This is a genomic window from Micromonospora sp. NBRC 110038 (genome assembly GCF_020884815.1).
In the GTDB taxonomy this organism is placed as follows: domain Bacteria; phylum Actinomycetota; class Actinomycetes; order Mycobacteriales; family Micromonosporaceae; genus Micromonospora; species Micromonospora haikouensis.
This window is the reverse complement of record NZ_BBOL01000011.1, coordinates 132938-158573: the sequence shown is the minus strand read 5'-3', so window position 1 is coordinate 158573 and position 25636 is coordinate 132938. Positions and strand designations below refer to the sequence as shown.

23 protein-coding genes are annotated in these 25636 nt (G+C 70.4%); 8 read left to right on the top strand and 15 right to left on the bottom strand.

What is annotated here, in order from left to right:
* Positions 1-44: 44 nt before the first annotated feature.
* The 7 genes from LPU61_RS29180 to LPU61_RS29150 form a co-directional block, all read right to left on the bottom strand.
* The gene (locus LPU61_RS29180) at positions 45-1289 is read right to left on the bottom strand and encodes a class I SAM-dependent methyltransferase (RefSeq protein ID WP_229406793.1); all 1245 of its coding nucleotides are present in this window, start codon (positions 1287-1289) and stop codon (positions 45-47) included.
* A 21-nt stretch (positions 1290-1310) separates the two neighbouring features.
* Positions 1311-2432: a DegT/DnrJ/EryC1/StrS aminotransferase family protein gene (locus LPU61_RS29175; RefSeq protein WP_229406749.1), complete on the bottom strand. Its 1122-nt coding sequence runs from the start codon at positions 2430-2432 to the stop codon at positions 1311-1313.
* Positions 2433-2437: 5 nt separating this feature from the next.
* Entirely contained in the window at positions 2438-3742 is a 1305-nt protein-coding gene (locus LPU61_RS29170) for an acyl-CoA dehydrogenase family protein (RefSeq protein ID WP_043967841.1), read from the bottom strand.
* A 64-nt stretch (positions 3743-3806) separates the two neighbouring features.
* Positions 3807-4805 carry a dTDP-glucose 4,6-dehydratase gene (rfbB, locus tag LPU61_RS29165; protein ID WP_043967844.1) on the bottom strand — a complete coding sequence of 333 codons (999 nt, stop codon included), beginning with the start codon at positions 4803-4805 and terminating at the stop codon, positions 3807-3809.
* Positions 4802-5689: a glucose-1-phosphate thymidylyltransferase RfbA gene (rfbA, locus tag LPU61_RS29160; protein WP_229406748.1), complete on the bottom strand. Its 888-nt coding sequence runs from the start codon at positions 5687-5689 to the stop codon at positions 4802-4804. Before rfbA ends, rfbB begins: the two co-directional genes overlap by 4 nt.
* 48 nt (positions 5690-5737) lie before the next feature.
* The gene (locus tag LPU61_RS29155; RefSeq protein ID WP_229406747.1) at positions 5738-6862 is read right to left on the bottom strand and encodes an acyltransferase; all 1125 of its coding nucleotides are present in this window, start codon (positions 6860-6862) and stop codon (positions 5738-5740) included.
* 132 nt (positions 6863-6994) lie between these two features.
* Positions 6995-8137: a DegT/DnrJ/EryC1/StrS aminotransferase family protein gene (locus LPU61_RS29150; protein ID WP_043967847.1), complete on the bottom strand. Its 1143-nt coding sequence runs from the start codon at positions 8135-8137 to the stop codon at positions 6995-6997.
* A gap of 213 nt (positions 8138-8350) precedes the next feature.
* Between LPU61_RS29150 and LPU61_RS29145 the strand changes: the two genes are divergently transcribed.
* A complete protein-coding gene (locus tag LPU61_RS29145; RefSeq protein ID WP_229406746.1) occupies positions 8351-9142 on the top strand; it encodes a bifunctional 2-polyprenyl-6-hydroxyphenol methylase/3-demethylubiquinol 3-O-methyltransferase UbiG in 792 nt (263 codons plus the stop codon).
* 158 nt (positions 9143-9300) lie between these two features.
* Positions 9301-10479: a nucleotide disphospho-sugar-binding domain-containing protein gene (locus LPU61_RS29140; RefSeq protein WP_043967849.1), complete on the top strand. Its 1179-nt coding sequence runs from the start codon at positions 9301-9303 to the stop codon at positions 10477-10479.
* 233 nt (positions 10480-10712) lie between these two features.
* Here the strand turns inward: LPU61_RS29140 and LPU61_RS29135 are convergent, their stop codons facing one another.
* From LPU61_RS29135 to LPU61_RS29120, 4 genes are all read right to left on the bottom strand, one after another.
* On the bottom strand, positions 10713-11678 hold the full coding sequence (locus LPU61_RS29135; protein ID WP_229406792.1) for a Gfo/Idh/MocA family protein: 966 nt from the start codon (positions 11676-11678) through the stop codon (positions 10713-10715).
* Positions 11679-11767: 89 nt separating this feature from the next.
* On the bottom strand, positions 11768-12361 hold the full coding sequence (locus LPU61_RS29130) for a dTDP-4-dehydrorhamnose 3,5-epimerase family protein (protein WP_043967853.1): 594 nt from the start codon (positions 12359-12361) through the stop codon (positions 11768-11770).
* A 57-nt stretch (positions 12362-12418) separates the two neighbouring features.
* Positions 12419-13150 carry a BTAD domain-containing putative transcriptional regulator gene (locus LPU61_RS29125; protein WP_144082753.1) on the bottom strand — a complete coding sequence of 244 codons (732 nt, stop codon included), beginning with the start codon at positions 13148-13150 and terminating at the stop codon, positions 12419-12421.
* 1144 nt (positions 13151-14294) lie between these two features.
* The gene (locus LPU61_RS29120; RefSeq protein ID WP_144420392.1) at positions 14295-14735 is read right to left on the bottom strand and encodes a hypothetical protein; all 441 of its coding nucleotides are present in this window, start codon (positions 14733-14735) and stop codon (positions 14295-14297) included.
* 325 nt (positions 14736-15060) lie between these two features.
* On the opposite strand from LPU61_RS29120, the gene LPU61_RS29115 reads away from it, so the two are divergent.
* On the top strand, positions 15061-15333 hold the full coding sequence (locus LPU61_RS29115) for a DUF6059 family protein (protein ID WP_043967858.1): 273 nt from the start codon (positions 15061-15063) through the stop codon (positions 15331-15333).
* A 31-nt stretch (positions 15334-15364) separates the two neighbouring features.
* Here LPU61_RS29115 and LPU61_RS29110 read toward each other — a convergent pair whose 3' ends face one another.
* The 3 genes from LPU61_RS29110 to LPU61_RS29100 all read right to left on the bottom strand — a co-directional run bounded on the left by LPU61_RS29110 (position 15365) and on the right by LPU61_RS29100 (position 17440).
* On the bottom strand, positions 15365-15904 hold the full coding sequence (locus LPU61_RS29110) for a flavin reductase family protein (protein WP_229406745.1): 540 nt from the start codon (positions 15902-15904) through the stop codon (positions 15365-15367).
* 137 nt (positions 15905-16041) lie between these two features.
* On the bottom strand, positions 16042-17154 hold the full coding sequence (locus tag LPU61_RS29105) for a glycosyltransferase (protein WP_229406744.1): 1113 nt from the start codon (positions 17152-17154) through the stop codon (positions 16042-16044).
* 76 nt (positions 17155-17230) lie between these two features.
* Entirely contained in the window at positions 17231-17440 is a 210-nt protein-coding gene (locus LPU61_RS29100) for a DUF5988 family protein (RefSeq protein ID WP_043967860.1), read from the bottom strand.
* Between the two features lie 177 nt (positions 17441-17617).
* On the opposite strand from LPU61_RS29100, the gene LPU61_RS29095 reads away from it, so the two are divergent.
* From LPU61_RS29095 to LPU61_RS29075, 5 genes are all read left to right on the top strand, one after another.
* The gene (locus LPU61_RS29095; RefSeq protein WP_144420394.1) at positions 17618-18166 is read left to right on the top strand and encodes a hypothetical protein; all 549 of its coding nucleotides are present in this window, start codon (positions 17618-17620) and stop codon (positions 18164-18166) included.
* A 163-nt stretch (positions 18167-18329) separates the two neighbouring features.
* Positions 18330-21866: a DNA polymerase III subunit alpha gene (gene dnaE / locus LPU61_RS29090; RefSeq protein ID WP_043967865.1), complete on the top strand. Its 3537-nt coding sequence runs from the start codon at positions 18330-18332 to the stop codon at positions 21864-21866.
* Positions 21867-22074: 208 nt separating this feature from the next.
* Positions 22075-22290: a hypothetical protein gene (locus LPU61_RS29085; RefSeq protein WP_308102617.1), complete on the top strand. Its 216-nt coding sequence runs from the start codon at positions 22075-22077 to the stop codon at positions 22288-22290.
* Positions 22291-22450: 160 nt separating this feature from the next.
* Entirely contained in the window at positions 22451-23488 is a 1038-nt protein-coding gene (locus LPU61_RS29080; protein WP_043967870.1) for an aminotransferase class V-fold PLP-dependent enzyme, read from the top strand.
* A gap of 137 nt (positions 23489-23625) precedes the next feature.
* Positions 23626-24258 (top strand): transcriptional regulator, encoded by a 633-nt coding sequence (locus tag LPU61_RS29075; RefSeq protein WP_229406743.1) that lies wholly within the window; start codon positions 23626-23628, stop codon positions 24256-24258.
* A 121-nt stretch (positions 24259-24379) separates the two neighbouring features.
* Here the strand turns inward: LPU61_RS29075 and LPU61_RS29070 are convergent, their stop codons facing one another.
* Complete coding sequence (locus LPU61_RS29070; protein ID WP_229406742.1) at positions 24380-24988, bottom strand: hypothetical protein; 609 nt, start codon at positions 24986-24988, stop codon at positions 24380-24382.
* Between the last annotated feature and the right edge of the window lie 648 nt (positions 24989-25636).

The following is a 25636-nucleotide window of genomic DNA, read 5'->3' as shown; positions in this document are numbered from 1 at the left end:
ACGGGGCGCGTCCCGTCCGGCCCGGTCATGCGCGGATCACGGGGTCAGCGGATGTGCACCTCCGGCACGTACAGGATCCACCGCCCGCCGGCCTGGTGGAACTCCTGCTCCTTGGCCATGATCTCCTCGGCGTGGTTCCAGGCGAACAGGACGGCGTAGTCCGGGTACGGGTCGCTGAAGGCCGAGGCCGGCCGCACCGGGATGTGCGCGCCGGGGGTGAGCCGGCCCTGCTTGTCCGGTGTCGTGTCGTACACGGAGTGCACCAGGTCGGGGCCGATCCCGCAGAAGTTCGTCACCGTGGCGCTCTTCGCGGTGGCGCCGTACCCCACCACGCTGCGCCCCTCGGCGCGCAGGCGGGTCAGCAGGGCGGTCAGCTCGTCCCGGATCCTGAGCACGTTCCCGGCGAACGCCCGCAGCGTCGCCATGTCGCTGAGCCCCTGCTCCCGCTCGGCGGCCAGCAGCTGCGCCACCGCCGCCGACGGGGTGCGGCTGCCCTGCCGGGCCAGGGTGTAGCGGACCTCGCCGCCGTGCACGGGCAGCCGCTGCACGTCCACCAGTTCGAAGCCGCACCGCTGCGCCATGCCCTGCACCGACGTGGCCGAGAAGAGGAAGAAGTGCTCGTCGTAGATCTGGTCGAAGGACGTCTTGGCGACGATGTCACCGAGGTAGGGGTCCTCGAAGACGAAGACGCCGTCCGGCGCCAGCAGCGCGTCCACGCCCTCGAGGACCGACTGGACGTACGGGATGTGGCACAGCGTGTTCGCGGCGTAGATGACGTTCGCGGGCCCCTCGGTCCGGCGGACGTCGTCGGCCGTGGACTTCTCGAAGAAGTCGGTCCGGACCCGCACCCCCTTCTCCTGCGCCTTCGCGGCCACGCCGCTCGACGGCTCGAACCCCAGGTGCCGTACGCCCGCCTCCTGGATCGTCCGCAGCATGATCCCGTCGTTGCAGCCGATCTCCACGATGAACGGGTCGGGCCCGGTCAGCTCCGTGGCGAGGAAGTCGCGGGCGAGCATGGCGAAGTGCTCGCGCATGACGGAGGAGCCCGACGAGTGGTACGGGTACACCTCGTGGAACATGAGGTCGCGGGGGACCTCCTCGGTCAGCTGCACCATCTCGCACGAGTCGCACCGCCCGACGGCGAGCCGGTAGGTGAACTCGTCGTCCAGCTCGTCGGGCTTGCGGAACCGGTCGGACAGCGGCTGCCGGCCCAGGTCGAGAAACTCCTGCACACCGCCCCCGCAGACGCGGCAGGCGGTCGGCGGGGAGACGTCGGCCAGGTTGGACATCATCGAGCTCCTTCAGGTGGGTCACAGATCAGTCAGAACCTCGCGCAGCGCACTGATCACCTTGTCCTGCAGGTCCTGGGACAGTGACGGGTACATGGGCAGCGAGAAGATCTCCTTGGCCAGCCGCTCGGTGACCGGCAGCGAGCCCTCGGCGTACCGGAGCTTGGCGAAGCCCCGCATCGTGTGCACCGGCCACGGATAGCTGATGTTCAGCAGGATGCCGTACTGCTTGAGCCGTTCGATGATCTCGTCACGGCGGGGATGGCGCACGACGTACACGTAGTAGACGTGCTCGTTGCCGTCGGCGACCGACGGCAGGATCAGCCCGTGTGAGTCGGCGAGGTCGCCGAGTTCCTCCTGGTACCGGCGTGCCACCGCCTGCCGGCGGGCGATGTAGGAGTCGAGCCGGGGCAGCTTGGTGCGCAGGATCTCGGCCTGCACCTCGTCGAGCCGGCAGTTGTGCCCCGGGGTCTCGACGACGTAGTACACCTGGTCCATGCCGTAGTACCGCAGCTGGCGCAGCCGCTTGTCGACGTGCGGGTCGTCGGTGACGACCGCGCCGCCGTCGCCGTAGGCGCCCAGCACCTTCGTGGGATAGAAGGAGAAGGCGGCGGCGTCGCCCATCGTGCCCGCGAGCCGGCCGTGGTGGCGGGCGCCGTGCGCCTGCGCGCAGTCCTCCAGCACGAGCAGGCCGTGCTCGGCCGCCAGCCGCTGCAGCGGGGCCATGTCGACGCACTGGCCGTACAGGTGGACGGGCAGCAGCGCCTTGGTCCGCGGGGTTATCGCGGCGGCGACCAGGTCGGTGTCCATCAGGAAGTCGTCCTCGCGCACGTCGACGAAGACCGGGACGGCACCCGCGTTGTCGATGGCGAGGACGGTGGGCGCCGCCGTGTTGGACACGGTGATCACCTCGTCGCCCGGGCCGATCCCCAGGGCCTCCAGCCCCAGCGTGACGGCGTTGGTGCCGTTGTCGACGCCGACGCAGTGCGCCGCACCGAGGTATGCGGCGAACTCCGACTCGAAGCCGTGCACGCTGTTGCCGAGAATCAGCTGGCCGGACCCGAAGACCGTCTCGACGGCCCGGAGCAGGTCCGCCCTTTCCTGCCGGTACTCCGGCAGGTAGTCCCATACGCGCGTCGTCATGTTCCTCACCGTGACAGAAGCTTGGAGGGGGATTCGGCCGTGGCGCTGCCCTGACTGCGGGCGCGGATCGCCCAGTGGCTCATGTAGTTGTTGTCCCGATCTATCCCGAACGCCTGCGAGCTGAGGAAGTCCACCGCGTCGACATAGGTGTACGGCTGCATGAACCCGCCGGCCCGCACGTCGCGGTAGCAGCGGGCGAGCGGGTGCCCGGCGGTGAACGCCGCGCCGCCGACGAGCGTCAGGCAGTCGCTGACGATCGAGGGGGCGAGCTGGTTGACCATCATCTTGGCGTGCTGGAACGGTCGCATCATCTGCCGGCCGCGCTCGCCGGGGTCCATCGACGTGTCGGTGTTGAGCACGTCGATGGTGGTCAGCGCGGTGCTGGCGGTGGCGCGCAGCGCGTACAGGCGGGACCCGGCGTCCGCCACGAGGGTCTGCGCCGCGGCCTGCGGCGGCTCGGGCCGGCGGGCGAGCGCCGCCACGGTCAGGTCGTAGGCGGCCTGCGCGACGCCGACGTAGATCGCCAGCATGGCGATGGAGCTGACCGTCTGCCCCGCGAGCGCCGCGTCGTTGCGGGCACCCACCGGGTCGCGCATCAGGACGTCCGAGGCCGGGATGGGGCAGTTGTCGAAGACGATGTCGACGGTCCCCGAGGCCCGCATCCCGAGGCCGTCCCAGTTGTCCAACACCGAGAGCCCGGGGTTGTCGCGGGTGACGACCGGCGACGCCAGCCGGGGCGGCTCGCCGGTGCCGTCGGTCTGCGCGTTGATGACGAAGTGCGTGCCGACCGGCCCGGCGCTGACCAGCGTCTTGCGGCCGGACAGCAGCCATCCGCCCGACCCGTCGGGCGACAGCGTCGTGACCGCCGAGTGGTGGTCCTTGATGCCGGAGCAGACCACGGCGTCACCGGCGACCATCGCCCGGAGCAGGCGTTCGGCCAGGGCCCGCGCGGCGGGACCGCCGTGGCGCCACTCGTAGCCCAGGGTGAGACCTCGGCTGAACTGCATGTGCAGGGCGAGGGCCGTCGACGCGTCGGCCTGCGCGACCGCCAGGATCGCGACCGCCACGTCGTAGAGCCGGTCCAGGCCCATGCCGCCCAGCTCGGTGGGGACCGTGGCGCCCAGCATGCCCTCCTTGCGGAAGGTGTCGAAGGTGCCGGTGGGGAAGGTGCCGGCGCGGTCGTGCTCGGCGGCGGTGGACCGGATCAGCGGCAGGTAACCGCGGAGCCGGTCGAGCACGGCGTGACCCGCCGGGGTGACCGGCTCGTAGAGTCCCGCGATCGGCTCCTGGCGTGCTGGCCTTAAGGACATGGGCTGCTCCGTACTGTTCGCGCCGCCGGTCGTCTGCGTGATCTCGGCGGTCTGGGAAGCGGAATCACACGGCCGCGCCGGTCTTGCGGAGTGGTTCCCACCAGTCCCGGTTCTCGACGTACCACCGGACCGTCTCGGTGAGGCCGGTCTCCAGGCCGATGCGGGGTTCGTAGCCGAGCTCGTTCTTGATCTTTCGCCAGTCGACCGAGTAGCGCCGGTCGTGTCCCGGCCGGTCCGGTACGGGCCGCACCGACGACCAGTCCGCCCCGAGCTCCGCCAGCAACCGCGCGGTGAGGTCGTGGTTGCTGAGCTCGGTGCCGCCGCCGACGTTGTAGACCTCGCCCGGCCTGCCGCCCTCCACCACCAGCTGGATGGCCCGGCAGTGGTCGTCGACGTGCAGCCAGTCGCGCACGTTCAGGCCGTCGCCGTACAGCGGCACCGGCCGGCCGTCGAGGAGATTGGTGATGAAGAGCGGAATGATCTTCTCGGGGTACTGGTGCGGCCCGTAGTTGTTCGAACAGCGGGTCAGGCACACCGGCAGGCCGTAGGTCCGGAAGTACGACCGCGCGATCAGGTCACCGCACGCCTTCGAGGCGGAGTACGGCGAGTTCGGTTCGAGCGGATGGCTCTCCGGCCACGAGCCGGTCGCGATCGAGCCGTACACCTCGTCGGTGGACACCTGCACCACCCGTCCGACGCCGGCGTCCAGGCAGGCCTGCAACACGGTGTACGTGCCCTGGACGTTGGTGTGCATGAAGTCGGCGGCACCGACGATGGAGCGGTCCACGTGCGACTCGGCGGCGAAGTGGACGACGACGTCTGCGCCCGGGAGCAGCCCGGCGAGCAGCTGCGCGTCGCAGATGTCGCCGACCACCAGCTCGAAGCGCTCGTCACCGGAGACGGCGGCGAGGTTGTCGAGGTTGCCGGCGTAGGTCAGCTTGTCCAGGACGACGACGCTGGCGTCGGCGAACGCCGGATAGGCGCCGCCGATCAGCTGCCGGACGTAGTGCGAGCCGATGAACCCCGCGCCCCCGGTGACGACCACGCGCTTGCCCGTCGTCATGCACCCACACCCGCCTCGACCGCCCCACGGGAGATGTCCATGAGGTACCGGCCGTAGCCGGAGTTCTGCCGTCTGCTGCCGAGCCGGTACAGGGCGTCCGCGTCGATGTAGCCCATGCGGAACGAGATCTCCTCGGGGCAGGCGATCCGGATGCCCCGGCGCTGCTCGGACCGCACGAACGCGGCGGCGTCGAGCAGCCCGTCGTAGGTGCCGGCGTCCAGCCACGTGCTGTCCGGCCCGAGCGAGTGCAGCCGGGCCCGGCCCTGCGCGAGGTAGTGGCGGTTGACGTCGGTGATCTCGAGTTCGCCGCGTGCCGACGGGCGGATCTGGTGCGCCAGCTCGACCACGTCGGGGGAGTAGACGTACAGGCCGGTCACGATCTCGGAGCTGCGGGGGTGAGCTGGCTTCTCCTCGATGCCGACCAGGCGTCCCTCGGCGTCCTTCTCCACCACTCCGTAGGGGCGCGGGTCGGCGACGGTGTGGCCGAACAGCGTGCAGCCGTCGGCGTCCGCCATGCCACGGGCGAGCATGCCCGGCAACTGGGGGCTGTGGAAGATGTTGTCGCCCAGGATGAGCGACACGGGGTCCGAGCCGACGAAGTCGGCGCCGATCCGGAAGGCCTCGGCGATGCCGGCGGGCCGCTGCTGCTCGGCGTAGCTGATCCGCAGACCCAGCTCCGCGCCGGTGCCGAGCAGCTTGCGGAACAGCGGCAGGTCCGCCGGCGTGGAGATGATCAGGAATTCCCGTACGCCGCCCAGCATGAGCGTCGAGAGCGGATAGTAGATCATGGGCTTGTCGTAGAGCGGGAGCAATTGCTTGGAGAAGGCCACGGTCAGGGGGTGCAGGCGTGTGCCCGACCCTCCGGCCAGAACGATTCCCTTCACGAGCGCACCTCTGCAACCTGAGGACGGGTTCGGTCTGGTACGGGTGTCTCAGGAGACGGTGGTCTCCACGGCCGGACGCTTCCGTCTGGCCCGCGCGAAGCGCCGCATCATCGGCCGCTCCACGGCGACGTACAGCAGCCATCCGCCGACCAGCGTGATCGCGAACATCAGCAGGATCCAGCCGATCCCCTGCGTCGTGTTCAGGAAGTGCCGGTACCCCACCTGCTGGCGTCCGTAGAGGATCACCATCATGTGCACCATGTAGAACGCGAACGAGATCTCGCCCAGCCAGATCATCGGCCGGCTGGCCAGGAACGTCGGCCGGCCCGCGGTCTCGGCGCTCGCCACGGCGGGGATGATCAGCGCCACCCCGACGATGGTGACGGCGTTCAGGGAGTAGAGGAACGGCACGAAGCTCGCCAGGACGTAGCACGCCACCACCACGGCCAGCGCCGGCAGCGGCCGGAGGTTGATCCACCGCCCGGCGAGCACGATCCGCGCCATCAGGATGCCCAGGACGAAGTCGAGCAGCCGGACCGGCGGGAAGATGTAGACGAACCAGTACTGCAGGATCGGCTCGGAGAAGCTCTGGTTGTCGGTCAGCAGCAGCATCATCCGCGGCTCGGTGGGCAGCAGCTTCGCGAACAGCGGCACGACGAAGATCGCCGCCAGGACCCCGCCCGCCGCCCACCAGAGCCGCCGGACCGGGATGCGCTGGGCCAGCTTGTACAGCAGGGGGAAGGCCGCGTAGAACAGCAGCTCGCACGACAGCGACCAGGTCACGTGGTTGAAGCTGATGAAGTACGGCATCTTGGGGACCCAGGCGTGCAGCAGCGTGATGTTGAGCAGCGCCGGCAGGAGCGCGCCGGCCAGGGTGGCGTAGACCACCAACGACAGCAGGAACGTCACGATGTGATTCGGGAAGATCTTGAAGAAGCGCCGTCGGTAGAATTCCCGAGCCGTGTCGTACTTGCGCGCCGACCAGGTCAGGATGAATCCGCTGAGCACGAAGAAGAACGAGACCGCCATCGTGCCGGACGTCGCCGAAATGGTCAGGAAGAAGTCGCTGTCCGGGCCGGTGGGCTGGAAGATCCGAATGCTCGCGGCATGAAAGATGAACACCGAGGCAGCGGCGATGAACCGGGCGCCGGTCAGTGAGTCGAGTCTGCTCACTTTACTTTCGTCCACCATGTGGCACGCCTTTCCTTTTCGGCCTGTAGGCAGTGACGACCGTCCGAGGTGGCCCGGTTGCGGGATGTCCTGCTGATGGGGATTCCGGGTTGTTGCGGGCTGCGCCGTACGCGGTCAGAGCCGCGCCTCGACCGCCGCCAGCACCTGCTGCGCGATCATGTCGACCTCGTCGTCGAGCAGCGACTGGTGCGCGGGCAGCAGCAGCGACGTGTCCGACACCGCGTCGGTCACGGGCAGCACGGTGTCCGTGGCGCCGTAGCGCCGGACGCGGTGCAGGGGGTAATAGCGGTAGGACGTGTAGATGCCGTTCGCCAGCAGGTCCTCGCTCACGCCGTCCCGGATGGCCTGCGAGTCGAACCGCACGCAGTAGAAGTAGTGGGTGGAGCGGTGGCCCTCGGGCAGCGGGGGAGGGAGCCGGATGCCGGAGAAACCACCCAGCGCCTTGTCGTACCGCTGGCCGATCGCCCGGCGGCGCTCGACGAACCCGGCGAGCTTGCCCAGCTGCACCGTGCCGATCGCCGCGGTGATGTCGTTGCCGACCAGGCGGCGGCCGATGTCCTCGATCTGGAAGCTCCACCACACGTGCTGCGACTTCGTGGCGGTGGTGAACGAACTTCGGTCGTCCAACCCGTGGTACGACAGCCGGCGCGCCCGCTGGGCCACCGCCGGGTCCCGCGCGTACAGCACCCCGCCGTCGCCGGTGGTGATCACCTTGCGCGAGTCGAGGCTCCAGATGCCGAGGTCACCGAAGGTGCCGCACATCTGGCCGCGCACGCTGGAGGCGATGGAGACCGCCGCGTCCTCGATCAGCGCGATGCCCCGTTCGGCGCACAGCGCGGCGATCTTGTCCACGTCGCCCGGGTAACCGCCGTAATGCAGCACCATGACCGCCCGGGTGCGCGGGGTGAGCGCCGCGAGGACGTCCGCCACCGACGGATTGAGATGGTGCTCGTCGATGTCGCAGAACACCGGGCGGCCACCGGCGGCCACCACGGCGCTGGCGTTGGCGACGAAGCCGTTCGACGGCATGACCACGTCGTCGCCCGGCCCGATGCCGAGCAGCTCGACGGCGAGGAAGAGCGCGGACGTCGCCGAGTTGAGGAACAGCACGTTCTCGGCCGGCACCCCCAGGTGCCGGGCGAACAGGCCCTCGAACTCCTCCGTACGGGGGCCGCTGCCGAGCCACTTGCTGTCAAAAACTGCAGTGATCGCGGCGAGTTCCTCTGCCCCGATACTGGGCTGGGTCACATTAATCATGCACGCGTCTCCCGGTCATGGTGACACTGCAGGTCGAAATGATTGGGCACTCGCCTGCGCCACGGGTCGATGCAGATTATTGTGACTTTCCCTAAATCCTGCCTAAACCTGCCGGGGCTCCAGGTTTAGCATAGCTTCAGGGCGCATGGATAGTCGTTGCAGGGCCGGTCGTCCGGTGGCCAGACACTTCATCCTCGTCCCGGAGGTAGCACCGTGGGCAACGCTATCGAGAACGCGCTCTTCGACGAACGCCTCGCCCAATTCCAACAATGGCAGAAGACGCCCTGGGGCCGGTTGCGCTACTCGGTGGTCGAGGCCAACGTCGCCCGGCATCTCGGCGACCGCCCGCTGCGCGTGCTCGACGTTGCCGGCGGCAACGGCCGGGACGCCGTCCCGATCGCCGCGCGCGGCCACCACGTCACCGTCCTGGACTCGGCACCCGTCTCCCTCGCCATGGCGCAGCGGCTGGCGGCCGACGAGGGGGTCGCGGAGCGCATCGAGATCCGGGAGGGCGACGCGCACGACGTGCCGGAGCTCTTCGCCGGCCAGGAGTTCGACCTGCTGCTGTGCCACAACCTCCTGCAGTACGTCGCCGACCCGGCGGTGGTGATCCGCGGCCTGGTCAAGGTCCTCAAGCCGGGCGGGTCGTTGTCGGTCGTCGGCCCGAACGCCTACGCCGTGCCGTTGGAGGCGGCGGTGCGCGAGCTCGACCTGGACGCGGCCCTGCGGGCGGTGACCGCGAGGACCAAGCAGGTCCCGGTGTACGGCAGGGACGTGGCCGTGCTCACCGCCGACCAGATCGGCGCCGACCTGCGGGACAGCGGCCTGGAGATCGTCGGCCACTACGGGGTGATCAATATCTGCAACGTCATTGCCGACAACGACGTCAAGTCCGATCCGGAGTTCTTCGCCCGGCTGGAGAAGCTCGAACTCGCCCTGGCCGACCGGATGCCCTATCCGCTCACCGCGCGGAACTTCCACCTGGTCGGGCAGCGCCCCGGCTGACCGGCCGCCGTGCGACATCCGGCGGGGCGGCGGCACGACGGCCGCTGCGCCGTCGGCGGGTGCCGCGGCGGCGCCCGCCGAATCCGCGAGTTCGTGCCGGGCTCGCGCAGAACCGACGTCGGCCCGCGCGGCCGAACCCGAATGCGAGGAGAAATCTGATGCGGGTCCTGTTCACCTCGGCCACCTTCCGGTCGCATCTGTTCCCGCTCGTTCCGCTGGCCTGGGCCCTCCGCGCGGCGGGCCACGACGTGCGGGTCGCGGTCCAACCTCCCCTGGTGCGTGACGTGCTGGGCGCCGGCCTGCCCGCGATCGAGGCCGGTGCCGGCCCCGACTTCATGATCGAGCTGAAGAAGGCCCTCGCCGGTGGCCTGGAGGGGCCGGGCGGCACCACACCGAGCATCGAGCAGATCGTCGTGCCGCACGTCCGGATCGCCGAGGCGTTCGCGGCCGACCTCGTGCCGTTCGCGCGGCGCTGGTCACCGGACCTGGTGGTGGCCGATCCCGCCGCGTTCGTCGCCCCGGTGGTCGCCAGGGCCGTCGGGGCGCCGCTGGTCCTGCACACCTGGGGTCCGATGCCCGACCAGCTGTGGGCGGACCTCGTCACCGAGAGCGAGGTGCGGCAGAACTGGCCGAAGGAGCTGCTGGCCTTCCTCGACAGGTGGGACGTGCCCCTGGGCCCCGACTACGCCGACCTCGTGATCGACCCCTGCCCGGACGAGCTCCTCGCCATCCGGATGGCCAGCCGGCACGCGACCCGCTACGTGCCGTACAACGGCTCCGCCCTCACCCCCTCCTGGCTGGACGAACCGGCGGGCCGGCCGCGCGTCTGCATCAGCTGGGGAACCACGAGCGACTTCATGGGCAGCGAGGTGCTGCGGACCCCGCTGCGCATCGTCGAGGCGCTGGCGGACATGGACGTGGAGGTCGTGGCGGCGCTGGGGAAGATCGACCGCGGGCTGCTCGGGGCACCCCGGGACAACGTGCGGGTGGTGGACTGGCTTCCGCTGTCGATGCTGCTGCCGACGTGTGACGCGCTCATCAACCAGGGCGGTCCCGGCACGGTGCTGGCCGCCGTCGCGTCCGGTGTGCCGCAGCTCGTCGTGCCGCAGATCAGCGCGCAGCCCCTCGGGGCCGAGCTGCTGACGGCGAGCGGAGCGGGCCTGTCCCTCACGCCGGACGAGGTCACCGCCGAGTCCATCGAGAAAACGGTGTCGGAGCTGCTCGACGGGAGCAGCGTCCGGGCGGCGGCGCAGGCGCTCGCGGAGCGCAACGCCGCCCGGCCGGACGCGACGCAGCTGGTTCCCGCGCTCCAGGCGCTGGCCGACTCGGCCCGATAGCGGGGCAGCCCCGCACCACGGCGTGCCCGTCGCCGACCCGGTCGGCGACGGGCACGCCGTTGGTGTCTGGGCGGCGGCCGGGTGCCGGTCCGCGGCCGGCCGGCGATCCCGGCCGCGCCGCCTGCGGACGGGGCGACGGCCCGGCCCGGTCACCGCCGACGGTTTCGGCGGTGACGGGGCCGGGCCGCGAAGCGCCGCGCCGGGCGCCGGGTCAGGACCACGCCTCCGGCGGGCTACGAGAACGGGAACTTGAGCGCGCCGGCGATGACGGCGTCGACCAGGGACGCGTGCGCGAGGGATCCCTCGGTCCACTCCGGCGGGGCGCTCCCGGCGAGGACGGCCTGCGCGAAAGCCCGGACGATCTTGGCGAACTGGTCGTCGGCGGGCAGGACGAACTGTTCGAAGTGGTCCTGACGCTCGATGTAGATGACCGGCTGGTGCGTGGCCGGGGGAGTGAACACCCGGTTCAGCCAGAGCCGGCCGGTGCTTCCCCGGAACTCGTACGTGTTGGTGTACGAGTGCTCCATACCGAACGTGAGTTGCGCGGTCACCCCCTGGTCGGTGGCCAGCAGGGTGCTGCCGCCGACCACCACGTCGCGGAACCGCTCGTGGCGGAACACGGCGCCGGCGACCTGCAGGTCGGGTCCGAGGAACCGGCCCGCGGCCCGGATGGGGTAGACGCCGATGTCGAGCAGCGCGCCGCCGCCCACGTCGGCCTGGTAGCGGATGTCCCCCTGCGGCTTCGGCGGGATCGTGAAGCTCGAGGCGAACGACCGGACCTCCCCGATGACCCCGTCGGCGAGCATGTCGGCGACCCGCTGGTGCTGGTGGTGGTGGAGGAACATGAAGTTCTCCACCAGCACGCGCCGGTGTTCGGCCGCCACCCGGAACAGGTGCTCCGCCTGCTTGCGGTCGGTCGTGAGGGGCTTCTCGGCCAGCACGTGCTTACCCGCGCGCAGTGCCCGCTCGATCCACTCGGCGTGCAGCACGGCCGGTAGCGGCACGTACACCGCATCGATGTCGTCCTGCTCCAGCAGCGCCTCGTAGCCCTCGACAGGCACGCCCCCGAACCGTTCGGTGAAGTGGGCCGCCCTGTCCCTGTGTCGGCTCGCGATGGCCGTGAGCGTGATGAGAGGCTCGTTCTCCATCGCCGGCAGAGTTCGTCGCCACGCGATGTCGGCGCATCCGATCACCCCCATGCGGATCGGCCTGGTGTTCCCCATGTGCTCCATCGGCACTCCTTGGGCGAGGTTTCGGTCGGTGAACTGCCACCGGGGGAGATGGGCCTTCAGGCGGATCTGGTGGTCGCCAGCACCTGCTCGTAGGTGGGGAGCAGCCCTGACCCGGCGGCTTCGGCGAGGGTCGGTGCCGCCGCGTCCTTGTCGGACATGACCGGTGGACCGTCCAGCTTCCAGGGGATGCCCAGCGCCGGGTCCAGCGCCGCCACGTCGATCATGGTGCCCGGCACGTACTCCGCCCCGCACAGGTAACTCATGCAGGTGTCGTCCGTCAGGGCCAGGAAGGCGTGACCGATGCCCTCGGTGAGGTAGACGCCGATCCCGGACGTCGCGTCCTGGAACGTCACGTCGAACTTGCCGAAGGTCGGGGATCCGACGCGCAGGTCGACCGCGACGTCCATCGCCGCCCCCCGTACGCAGGTGACCAGCTTGCTCTGGCCGGGGGGAAGCGTGGTGCCGTGAATCCCGCGGAGGGTGTTCTTCCGGGAGACGGAGTAGTTCACCTGACGGATCTCGAATCGCTGCCCGACCTGCTGGAGCAGTTCGCTGAATCGCCACGCCTCGAAGAAGCTGCCACGGCGGTCCGAATGCTGAGTGACGGTGATCCGGTAAGCGCCCGGGATCGAGGTTTCGGTGAAGTCCATACTATCCACATCAGCTCCGTTTCATCCGGTATCGGCTCTCGCCGGGACCGCTCAAGATCAGACGGCGTACGGCTGTATGCGTTGCTCATGGCGAGCTCGCCTGAAGCTCAGCTCGTCGAGATTGTCCTTGAGGATGATCTCCTGTGTTTCCCGGAGAAACCGGCACGGTTCGAGGCCGAGTTCCTCGCGGATCTGCCGCCGCGCCGTCTGGTAGACCTCCAGGGCGTCCGCCCGGCGTCCGGACTGGCTGAGCGCCTCCATGAGGAACGCGTAGAGCTTCTCCCGGAGCGGAAACTCGGCGATCAGCCCGTACAGTATTCGCACGGCCTTGCTGCTCTGGTCCGACGCGAGCAGCGAGCGGGCCAGCAGCTCGGTGCACTCGACCCGCAGCTCCTCGGCCCAGTTGGCGAACTCCCGGATGATCGGTCCCTCGTAGGAGGAGGCCTGGACCGGCTCCCGCCAGTACCGCAGCGCCTCGGTCAGGGTCTCGACAGCCAGGTCGTGCCGGTGGACCGAGCGCTGCAACCGCGCCTTCTCGACCAGGGCCAGGAACAGTTCGAGGTCGAGTTCGTCGCCGCCGAGCTCCAGGATGTAGCCGGGGGCCCGCGTCGTTATCACGCCGGTGTTGCGCGAGAACCTGTTGAGCACCTTGCGGAGTTGGGACACGTACACGTGGATGGAGGCCCGGGCCCGTATGGGAGGTTTGTCGCCCCACAATTCCGTCGCTAGCTGATCAAGGGACAGGATGTGTCCGTTGCGGATCAGGAGCGTCCGCAGCAACACCTCCATCTTGTGCGTCCCCACCGATGGCGTGTCCTTGCCGGCCGTTATGCGAACGGGACCAAGAATCTCGTATCTCAAGCCGTGGCCTCCAAGTACTCCAATCGGAGCGGCGCGACGATAGCAAACCTCATTCCGGCGGAAATGGTTTCTTCTCGCGCTTAGGCGCAGATCGCCGCCCCCCGTCCGGCAGCCGTTCATTCGAACCGGACGAACTCTAACAAGCGGCTTGTTGGACAGCAAACGGCGAAGGTTGTGTGATCTGCGACACACCATGCTTGTGGGTCGAACCACCTGCGAGTTTATAGGGATTTTAGAGTCGGGCGGCACATCTTGTCGGACTACCGCAGTGTATGTCTGACATGCTGTTGGTGCTCGCCTTATCGTCGCTCAGAGTTATGTTAGCCATATTGCACAAGCGATGATCATTATCAATGGATTATTACACGCGTGTCAGATCTGGTGTCGGTGGTCGCGGCGCGGCGACCCCCGCCGCAGGGTCGCCGCACCCTGCACCGGCGTTGATCGGCGCCCGGTGCTGCGGCTCGTGGCCCGTGCCGGGTGGCGTCGGTGCGGGCGCGGGGGTCCGCCTCCTCGTGGCCCCCTGGCCGGCGGCCGCGCCGGCAATCTCCCGGCGTACATCTACGGAAAGTGATGATACGTGTTCCCGCAGTGGTGGTGGGCGGCGGTGGGGCGCCCGGTGCCGCGACCACGAATGTTCACCGTGTCGACGGCCTGCTCGGGTGGCGGATGGCCCGGGACGCCTCGGCGGCGCCGGGATCGCGTTGGTCCGGCGTCGCGTTCGGTCGTCGCGGAGGCGATGCCGATGTCCGTGCGGGTGCGGCGAGCCCGCGCCGTCGGGTCCTGGAACGCGCCGGGCTCGACCCCGGCAGCCCGCCGGCCGGTGGCGGCTGTGGACCTGCCGGACCTCTGCCTCGGTCTTCTCGACCGGGGCGGACGGCAAGCGGCCCGACGGGGCGTGGGCGCGTGTTCCCCGGGCTGGGGCGAGCGCGACCGGCGCCGGTCGCGGGCGGGTCGAGTGACCAGCTGCTCCATCCGACCCTTGCGGCTGGCCAGGAGCTGGGTGTTCGCGTCGAGGGTGCGGCGGGCGCGTCGCCCCGGAGCGTGCGTCCCGGGAGGCGCGATCGCCCCGCTAGCTGGGAGGTGGGGGCGGCGGCTCGGCGCTGTCGGGCCCGTGCGGCGGTGCGGGGCGCGAGGCCGGCGATCCGGCCTGTGCCGTTGCCTCGGCCTGCTGGTGCAGGGTCGCGTTGATGGCTTCGGTGAGCAGGTCGTTGAGCAGGTCCGCCCGTCTGCTGTCGCCGCCGGCCATGTCCAGGCGCCATCGCAGGAGGGTCAGGATGGTGCGGATGTCGTGGAGTTCGGTGGGGGATTCACATTCGGGAAGGCCCAGGTGGAGTTCCGTGCGGGCCGATCTCACCGCCGCTGCGGTCACGTATGCCCCGAGCGAGAGGCCGGCTTTGTCGGCCGCCATTTGAACGATCCGCAACTCGTCGTCGTTGAAACGCAGCGGGCCGACCCGGTGGTCCCGTCGTTGTTTTGTTTTAGCCCGACGATTGGTTGCCGATCGAGTCATGGTGAGTCCTCGCCCCCGCTAGCGCTGCTCTGGTGCCATGTATCCACCGGTAAGAATACGCCCTGCGCGTGTCCGGGCGCAGCTTCGCCATTCGTGGGACGGTTCCGGAACGGGCTGGCCGTCTTGATGATCCGTGGCCGCGAGTCTTCGGACGGTTTCGATCTCCCGGGGAGTAGATTCAACATGACCGATTTGCCCCTTCGGTTGTGCGGCGCTCGGCGCGGCGGATGATCGGTGGTGGGCCGCGCTGCGGCGGCCGGTGCCGACGGTGGGGCGGCCCGGCAGCTTTAACCCGGCTTTAGCTCCCGCGGCGAGGATTATCCCTGTGAGGTCCCGCACGCAGAACACCATCTGCCCGCTCCTGATCCGCTATCTCGCCGAGCTCGGCTACGCCTGCTGGACCATGTCCGGCGTCCCGTTGCCGCCGCTGGAGCGTTCGCAATTCCGGGACGAGGTCATCGAGGTGGGGCCGCCGCCCGGTCATCCCGAGCGGCTTTCGACGGCACCGCCGACCAGGGTGGAGCGCCGGCTGTGGCGGCAGCTCAGGAAGAATCGGACGGCCCGGAGCTGGTCGAGGTTCGCCTTCTTCCGGGGATAGCAGCCGGCGGTGACGCCGCCGGCCCCGGCCGTCACGCTCCGGGAAGCCGCGTCCACCTGCCGCGGTAGAACAGCAGCGGTTCGGTACGCGAGTCGTCGCCGGACCGGGCCAGGCGATACACCCGGGCGACGACGATGACGTGGTCGCCGGCCGGGTGTTCGGCCTCGACCGCGCATTCCAGCCAGGCCAGGGCCCCGTCGAGGACGGGCAGCCCCGAGGGCGACGGCGACCAGGCCACGTCGCGGAACTTGTCGACCCCCCGCCCGGCCAGGCGCAGCCCCTGCTCCTGCTGGTCGGCGGCCAGGAAGCAGATGCAGTGACGTTCCCCCCTGCGCAGCCGCGACCAACTCCTGCTGGTGTGGGCGACGCAGAAGGCCACCAGGGGCGGGTCGAGCGACACCGATGTGAACGAGTTGACCAGCAACCCCACCGGGGCGCCCGCGTCGACCCCGGTCACCGCCGCGACCCCGGTCGCGAAGTGGCCCAGGACCCCGCGGAACTCCAGCGGGTCGATGCTCGCCGGAACGGGAGCGAGCAGCTCGCTGACCGGCTCCACCCGGCTCTCGACCATTCCGATCCTTCCGCGACGCATGGACACCCGGCCGGCGGTTGCCGTCTCGGCCGCCGTCGTTTCAGCATGAGCGGGACCGCTAAGCCGCGCCTTGCGTCGGCCTGGTGTCCCGTGCCCGGGATCGGTCTCCCGGGCCGCTAGCGCGTGGCGCCGATCTCGGCGGTCAGCAGGTCGGCGACCTGGTCCGGGGACGGCATGCTGCCGAGCTCGGCGGCGAGGAGCCGGGCCGCGCGCAGCGGCGGAGGCGAGTGCATCTCCTCGACTGCGGCGGCCAGCGCGCCGTCGCCAAGCTCGTCCCACCCCACCCGGCGGCCGGCGCCGATGGCCCGCATCCGCTCCGCGTTCCACTCCTGGTCGGCGTTGTACGGAAGAACGGTCACCGGCAGGCCGTGCACGACGGCGTGCAGGATGGAACCGAAGCCGCCGTGGCAGATCAGCGCGGTGCAGCTCGCGGCGAGCCGGCCGAGGTCGGCGAACGGCTGCACCTGCACGTGCGCGGGCGCGTGTGCGGCGATCTCCGCGGCCCGGTCACCGGCGGCGAGCACGCAGTCGACCGGGATGCGCGCGAGTTCGGCGAGGACCCGGGTGAGCAGCTCCTTCCGGTTGACCAGGGTGCCGAGGGTGACGAGCAGGCGGGGTGCGCGGGGAGCCGCATGCCCGGGGTCGGGGTCGACCGCCCGCATCGTGGTCAGCGCCTGCGGCACCTGCTCGAAACTGGGTGGGGTGGTCTGCACGTAGCGGCGACGACTGAGCGCGTCCAGGTCGTCGGGGGTCGCCGGCAGCCCGGCCTCCGCGCGGAGCCGGAGCAGCAGGCTTCCGCCGTCGGCCATCAGCCGGTCGCCGGTGCGGAGAAAACCGATTCCGACGGTGGTCACCGGAATTCCGGCCCGCTCGGCCGCGAAGGTCACACCGAACTCGGTCGGCTCGCGTAGCAGCAGGTCCGGCGACAGGTCGTCGAGTACGCCGGCCGCGGCCCGAAAACTGTCCCGGATCGCGGCCTCCGCGAACGAGTAATCCGTCGATTGTGCGGTGGGGCTCTCCCCGACCGTGAACGGCAGGGGTGCCCGTTGCGCCGCCAGCCATGGGCTGCCGACACCGCGGAAGGCGAACCCCCGACTCGCCACGAAACCGCCGAAGGCCGGTGAGGACAACACCGTGACCTGGTGTCCACGATCCCGCAGCGCCCGCAGGAGCCCCGTCATGAGCAGGAAATGGCCCGGGGCGGGCTGGGTGGCACACGCGACGATCACGCAGGTCTCCCGGTCTTGGTGGGGCAGGCGCGGGCGGGCCGGGGCCGTCAGGCGGCCCGAGCAGGGACGATGCGGATCACTCCGCGATCTTCGTGCGCATCGTCCAGCGGAAGATGGGCGCGCCGGTCTGGGTGAACTCGTGGATCCGCTCGAAATGCTCCCAGCCGTTGTGGAACGGAACTTTCACCTTGCTGCCGTCTCTCGGAACTGTTGCGGTGCGCAAATGATCCGGCAGATGCGCGGGGCCGCCTTCCAGGCGGCATTCCTCGACCAGATTGTGGGGCATCAGGGGCACCTCCTCCGAGCGGGCGTATGCGCAGCTGATGTCGCTTCCGTGCCCGCGAGGTTTGACTCCCACAGTAGGTTCGGAAACGGGAGTGTGTCAAGGCTCACCGCTGCCCCGGCGGCGCTTTAGCCTTCCTAAAGGAAGGCCGGATAAAATGGTTTCCCTCACCCTCGATAAATGAGCCGTTCCATTGTGATGGCGCTGTGGGGGAAGGTCGCCAGGCCCGCAATGCTCCACGGCGATCCTTCCGACCAGGCAAGGATCCTGCCGCCCTGTAGCATGCCGCGCATGTATGCGCTCTACGCCTGGGGGAACTTCATCAGCGAGGTCGGACTCGACCGGCGGCCGGCCTGGCTCGACCCGGCGGTACTCCGCGGCGAACAACAGGTCGTCGACGAAAGCCTGATGATCGGCGACACCGACACGCTACTGGTCGACGGTCCCAACACCCTCTTCGAGATCGATGACGACGACAAGAATCTCGTGCCCGGTAGTGAACTCATCGGCCGCGACCTCAGCGGTGTCACGTGGCGGGTCTCCCGCATCCGGGCAGCCACCGACGGCACCCGCGAGGACGCCCTGCGCATCGTCGCGGCGGCCGAGGAGGACGGCGACTACTCCGAGGAAGACGAGCGGCACGAGTACAACTCGGTCCCGGTCGGCGAGATCGTCACCCTCTGGGAAGACGATCACGGCCAGTGGACGCTGGCCCTGGTCGAGCTCTGAAACGGGGTGACCGCGGAGGCACACCGCATCAGCCGGCCGGGGAGATCCCCGCCACCCGGGCGGTTCCGCCCCGCGCGGCTGCTGGAGGTCCCCGATCCCCCGGCGATAGGGTGGGCCGACCGATCTCGACAACCCATGATCCGACCCGGGGGGGGCGCCACGCATGGGCGATTCGTTCGCGCATCTGCACGTGCACACCGAGTACTCGATGCTCGACGGTGCGGCCCGGCTGAAGGACCTCTTCGCCGAGGCCAACCGGCTCGGCATGCCGGCGGTCGCGATGACCGACCACGGCAACATGCACGGCGCGAACGACTTCTACAAGCAGGCCATGGCCGCCGGGATCACCCCGATCCTGGGCGTCGAGGCATACGTGGCGCCGGAGTCGCGCTACCACAAGGCGCGGGTGAAGTGGGGCCGGCCGGAGCAGAAGAGCGACGACGTCTCCGGTAACGGCGCGATCACCCACATGACGATGTGGGCGGCGAACAGGACCGGCCTGCACAACCTGTTCACCCTCAACTCGCGCGCCTCCATGGAGGGCCACTACGTCAAGTGGCCCCGGATGGACATGGAGCTGATCGCCGAGCACGCCGAGGGGATCATGGCCACCACCGGGTGCCCCTCCGGCGCGGTGCAGACCCGGCTGCGGCTGGGCCAGTTCGACGAGGCGATCAAGGTCGCGTCGGCATACCAGGACATCTTCGGCAAGGACAACTACTTCCTGGAGCTGATGGACCACGGCCTCGACATCGAGCGCCGGGTCCGCGAGGGGCTCACCGAGATCGGCAAGAAGCTCGGCATCCCGCCGGTGGTGACCAACGACTCGCACTACACCCACGAGGCGCAGGCCGAGGCGCACGACGTCCTGCTGTGCGTGCAGACCGGCAGCAACATCGCCGACCCCAACCGGTTCCGCTTCGAGGGCGGCGGCTACTTCATCAAGTCCGCCGACCAGATGCGCGCCGTCGACTCCTCCGAGCTGTGGCTCCAGGGCTGCCGCAACACGCTGCTGGTCGCCGAGAAGGTCGATCCGGCGGGGATGTTCGAGTTCCACAACCTGATGCCGCGCTTCCCGATCCCCGAGGGGGAGACGGAGGAGTCGTGGTTCCGCAAGGAGACCTTCAAGGGCCTCGCCCGGCGGTTCCCGGGCGGGATCCCCGAGGGCCACGTGGTGCAGGCGGAGTACGAGCTGGGCGTCATCATCCAGATGGGCTTCCCGTCGTACTTCCTCGTGGTCGCCGACTTCATCCAGTGGGCGAAGAGCCAGGGCATCGCGGTGGGCCCGGGCCGTGGGTCGGCGGCGGGTTCCCTGGTCGCGTACGCGTTGGGGATCACGGACCTGGACCCGATCCCGCACGGGCTGATCTTCGAGCGGTTCCTCAACCCCGAGCGGGTCTCGATGCCGGATGTCGACATCGACTTCGACGAGCGTCGGCGCGGTGAGGTGATCAAGTACGTCACCGACAAGTGGGGTGAGGACAAGGTCGCGCAGATCGCCACGTTCGGCACGATCAAGGCGAAGGCGGCGATCAAGGACTCGGCGCGGGTCCTGGGCTACCCGTATGCGGTGGGGGACCGGATCACCAAGGCGATGCCGCCGGCGGTGATGGGCAAGGACATCCCGCTGTCGGGCATCTTCGACCCGAAGCACCCGCGCTACGCGGAGGCGGGGGAGATCCGGGGCCTGTACGAGTCGGACCCGGACGTCAAGAAGGTCATCGACACGGCGAAGGGCATCGAGGGGCTGATCCGGCAGACCGGCGTGCACGCCGCCGGGGTGATCATGTCGGCGGAGCCGATCATCGAGCACATCCCGCTGATGCGGCGCGACTCCGACGGGGTGATCATCACCCAGTTCGACTACCCGACGTGCGAGTCGCTCGGGCTGTTGAAGATGGACTTCCTCGGCCTGCGCAACCTCACGATCATCGACGACGCGGTCAAGAACATCCAGCTCAACCACGGCAAGGACCTGGACCTGCTGGGCCTGGACCTGGACGACAAAGCCGCCTACGAGCTGCTGGCGCGCGGCGACACGCTCGGGGTGTTCCAGCTCGACGGCGGGCCGATGCGGTCGCTGCTGCGGCTGATGAAGCCGGACAACTTCGAGGACATCTCCGCCGTCCTCGCGCTGTACCGACCGGGCCCGATGGGCGTGGACTCGCACACCAACTACGCGCTGCGCAAGAACGGCCTCCAGGAGATCACGCCGATCCACCCGGAGCTGGAGGAGCCGCTGCGGGAGATCCTCGCCCCCACCCACGGCCTGATCGTCTACCAGGAGCAGGTGCAGCGCGCCGCGCAGATCCTCGCCGGCTACACGCTCGGCCAGGCGGACCTGCTGCGGCGGGCGATGGGCAAGAAGAAGAAGGAGATCCTCGACAAGGAGTTCGTGCCGTTCCGGGACGGCTGCCGCGAGCGCGGCTACTCCGACGAGGCGATCCAGGCCGTGTGGGACGTCCTCGTGCCGTTCGCCGGGTACGCGTTCAACAAGGCGCACTCGGCGGCGTACGGCCTGGTGTCGTACTGGACGGCGTACCTGAAGGCGCACTACCCGGCCGAGTACATGGCGGCGCTGCTGACCTCCGTCGGCGACGACAAGGACAAGATGGCGCTGTACCTGTCGGAGTGCCGGCGAATGGGCATCCAGGTCCTCCCGCCGGACGTGAACACCTCGGCCGGGCCGTTCACCCCGGTCGGCAAGGACATCCGGTTCGGTCTCGCGGCGATCCGCAACGTCGGGGCGAACGTGGTGACCTCGATCATGCGGTGCCGGCAGGAGAAAGGCGAGTACGCCGACTTCTACGACTTCTTGGCCAAGGTCGACGCGGTGGTGTGCAACAAGAAGACGATCGAATCGCTGATCAAGGCCGGCGCGTTCGACGTCATGGGCCACAGCCGCAAGGGGCTGCTCGCCGTGCACGCCGACGCGATCGACGCGTACGCCGACGTCAAGCGCAAGGAGGCCGTCGGCCAGTACGACCTGTTCGGCGCCGGCTTCGGCGACGCCGAGACCGTCGGCGGCAACACCACCGTCATGCCGACCATCGGCGAGGCCGAGTGGGACAAGCGCGACAAGCTCGCCTTCGAACGCGAGATGCTCGGCCTCTACGTCTCCGACCACCCCCTGTTCGGCCTCGAACACGTCCTCGGCGCGGCGGCCGACTGCACCATCGCCGCCCTCTCCGAGGAGGGCACCGTCCCCGACGGCGCGGTGGTCACCCTCGCCGGCATCCTCTCCGGCGTGCAGCGCCGCGTCACCAAGCAGGGCCGCGCGTGGGCGTCGGCCACGCTGGAGGACCTCGCCGGCGGCGTGGAGGCCCTGTTCTTCCCCAACACGTACGAGGTGATCGGCCAGTACATCGCCGAGGACGCGATCGTGGTGGTCAAGGGCCGGGTCGACCGCCGCGACGACACCCCCCGCATCATGGCGATGGACATGCAACTGCCCGACGTCACCAGCAACCCGGGCAGCAAACCGGTCACCCTCACCATTCCCGTGCACCGCTGCACCCCGCCGCTGGTCGAACGCCTCAAGGAGACCCTCGTCCTGCACCCCGGCGACACCGAGGTCCACGTCAAGCTCCTCAACGGCGGCAAGACCACCACCCTGCGGCTTGGCCCCTTCCGGGTCGCGGCCACCACCGCCCTCATGGGCGACCTCAAGAGCGTCCTCGGCCCGGCCAACGTGAGCTGACCCGGGGCGGGCCGGCGGGCGGACGCGGTCAGGCCGGGCGGTACTCCACCTCGGGGCGGCCCGGGGTGCCGTAGCGGGGCGCCCGCACCGCCCGCTCGGCGGCCACCAGATACTCCAGGTACCGCCGGGCGGTGACCCGGGAGATGCCGGCCAGCCCGCCACCTACCTGCTCGACGGCGTCGGACTGATCGTCGGCATCGACCGGTTCATGTCCGAGGCGCGGGCGCTGACCAACTTCGCCGGCAACGCCGTGGCCACCGTCCTGGTCGGCACCTGGACCGGCGAGTTCGACCGCGCGCAGGCCCGCGACGTGCTCGCCGGCCGCCGCCCCTTCGACGAGGCCACCATGCTCGACGAGGACGACGACGACCCGCAGCCGCCGGCCGAGCCGCAGCGCCCGGCGCTCAGCGGCGCACCCGCCTGACCGGGCCCCGCCGCCGCGCCGCCCCGTCCCCGGTCCCCTGTCCACCACCGCCCCCGCGTCGCCCGCCACCCCCCTCGGGTAGGCCGCGACCGGGGGCGGCGGCCACCATCGGTGAATTGGCGCTCACGGAGGTGACTGCGGCCGCACTACCGTCGGCGGCATGGAGTTGGAGCAGGCACGCAAGCTGTGGCAGCCGCAGCCCGGCTGGCTGAACACCGCCAGCTACGGGCTGCCGCCCGAGCCGGCCTGGGCGGCGGTGCAGGAGGCGCTGGCCGACTGGCGGACGGGACGTACCTCCTGGGAGGGGTGGGACGACGCCACCCGGCGCTCCCGGGCGGCCTTCGCCGGCCTGGTCGGCGTGGCGCCCACCGACGTGACGGTCGGCAGCACGGTGTCCGCGTTGTTCGCCCCCGTCGCGGCGGCCCTGCCGGCCGGCGCCACCGTCGTGGTCCCCGAGGTGGAGTTCACCTCCAACCTCTTTCCCTGGCTCGCCCAGGCCGAGCGGGGGGTGCGGGTGCGCACGGTCCCGCTCGACGGGCTCGTCGACGCGATCGACGCCGACACCGACCTGGTCGCGTTCAGCCTGGTGCAGTCCGCCGACGGGGCCGTCGCCGACTACCACCGGATCGTGGCCGCCGCCCGCGCCCACGGCGCGCTGGTGGCCGTGGACGCGACCCAGGCGTGCGGCTGGCTGCCGTTCGACGCCGGCCTGGCCGACGTCGTCGCCGTCGGGGCGTACAAGTGGCTGATGGGGCCGCGCGGGTCGGCCCTGGCCTACCTGGCGCCGGCGTTGCGCGAGCGGCTGCGACCCGACGGCGCCGGCTGGTACGCGGCCGAGGACCCGTTCTCCTCCTACTACGGCCCGCCGCTGCGACTGGCCGCCGACGCCCGGCGGTTCGACCAGTCCCCGGCGTGGTTCAGCTGGATCGGCACCGCCCCCGCCCTGGAACTGCTCGCCGAGATCGGCGTGCCGGCCGTGCGCGAGCACGACGTGCGCCTGGCCAACCGGTTCCTCGCCGGGCTGGGCCGGCCACCCGGCGACAGCGCGATCGTCGCCGTCGAGGTGCCCGGCGCGCAGGAGAAACTGGAACGAGCGGGCATCCGGGCGGCGGTGCGCGCCGGCCGGGTCCGGGCGTCGTTCCACCTCTACACCACCGACGCCGACGTCGACCTGGCCCTCGACGCGCTGACCGGCTGACCCGCCGCGCGCGCCCCGGTCGCCGGCCGGCGCTGGTCGTAGGCCGGCGCTGGTCGCCGGCAGCCGCACCCGCGCCGCATCCGAATCGCGCCGCCCGGACGAACCCCTGGTAGTGACCGTCTACCCGGGGGTACGTCGTGCTGACCGACTCGATGCCGGCCGAGGCCGTCGAGACCGCGCGCAAGCGCCTCTCCGCAGCCGCCGAGGACCTCGACGCCAACGAGGTCGCCGCCCTGCTGCTGGCGCTGGCCGCCGACCACGGGGTGCTCGCGTCCTGGCAGCAGGTCTGCGTTCCGCTGCTCGCCGCGCTGCGGGGCCACACGGCGGCCGAGGTCGCCACCGAACACGCCCTCTCCGAGGGCGTGCGCATCGGCCTGGACGTGTTCCGTCGCGAGCCCGCCCGGCAACTGCCCACCGGCGGCGTACTGCTCGCCGGGGCCGAGCACGAAACCCACTGCCTCGGCCTGCACGCGCTCGCCGCCGCCCTGCGGGAGCGCGGGCGGGGCGCGCTGCTGCTCGGGCCCGCGCTGCCCTGGACGGCGTTGGCGTCCGCCGTGCGCCGGGCGCGTCCGCACACCGTCGTGGTCTGGTCGCAGACGCCGGTCACCGGCCGCGCGTACCGGCTGGTCCGCTTCGGCCGCGACACCCCGGGCGTACGCGTGCACGCGGCCGGGCCGGGCTGGATCGAACCGCTGCCGCCCCCGTCGATCCGCCTGACGACCCTGGCGGCGGCCACCGCCGCCTGCTTGCAAGGAAGGGCCCCTTGTTAACGCTTTCGGTATAGGAGGGGGCCCTTCCTAACACTGGGCTGCCCGGGGGCGGGGACGCTGCCGGCCGGGCCCCGTGTCAGGGGCCCGGCCGGCGGGTGGTGGCGTGCGTGGGTGTGTGGTGTCAGCTGTTGTTCCAGTGCTGGGTGACGAGGTCGGCGGCCTGCTGCTCCCACTGCGCGTACGCGTCGGGGTAGGCCGAGACCTGCACCGTCTGGGCGGCGTCGGTCAGCGGCATGTCGTGCCAGCCGTCGACCTGCTTGAGGCCCTTGAGGAACGCGGTGGTCGCGTACTCCGGGTCGGTGATCTGCTCCGGCGAACCCCAGCCGCTGGAGGGGCGCTGCTGGAACAGGCCGAGGGAGTCGTGGTCGTTGCGGTCGCCGAGGTGGCCGAGGTTCTGCAGCTTCGACTCCTGCAGGGCAGTGCCGATCGAGATGACCGCGGCGCGTTCGTCGAGGCCGGTCTTCTTGGTGGCGGCGATGATGGCCTTGGCGTTGGCGGTCTGTTCGGCGTCGAGGTCGATGCGCGACTGCGTGCCCTGCACGCCGTGCGGGATCAGCTTCCCGGCGTCCACGGTGTTGTCGGCCTGCACGGCGGCGACGGGCCGCGCGTCAACAGTGCCGGTGCCGGTGTCGGTGGTGGTGTGGTGGTTCAGGGGGCCGGCGGCGAGGCCACCGGCGAACGCGAGTCCGGCGATACCGAGGACGCTCTTACGCAGGATGGTCGTGTTCATGAGGGGTGTCTCCAATCGGGGGGTCGGCACACCCGTGCCCGCCCGAGGGGGATGGCGGGGGGTGTGCGAGCACCACGTCGAGGCGCCCGAACAACGAACAAAGGGGGAAAGAAGAAGAAGGAGGAGGGGGCGGCTGCCGTGCGGCGCCGGGTCCGGGTGTAACGACCGGCGACCCGTCCCCATTCCCCGGGGCCTGATGCCGAGGCGGCCGGCACGCCGCGGGGCGGACCGGGCGTCGGTGGGGCAGGCGCGTCGGGTGAGCCAGCACGCGAGCGGCCCGGGGCCTGCCGGATCGGGGGATCCGGGGTGCTGCTGCGGTCGTCCGTCAGGTGTAACGCCCCCGCCCCGGCCAGGATTCCGGCCGCGGGGTGCCGCCGGTCACCCCGCCCCGCCCCCTCGCCGCCCCACCGGGTCGGACAATCCGCCCATTCCGGCGGAGGGGTGACGGGATGCCGGGCAGGTGGCGGTATCAACGGCGCGGGATACCCCCATCTGCCCGACATGAAGTCGATCAACCCGGCCACGCCCGCCCCGGCCTACCCCCGCCCCCCGGCCTACCCCCGCCCCCCGGCCCCGGCCCGTCCTCCGGCCCCGGCCCGTCCTCCGGCCCCGGCCCGTCCTCCGGCCCCGGCCCGTCCTCCGGCCCCG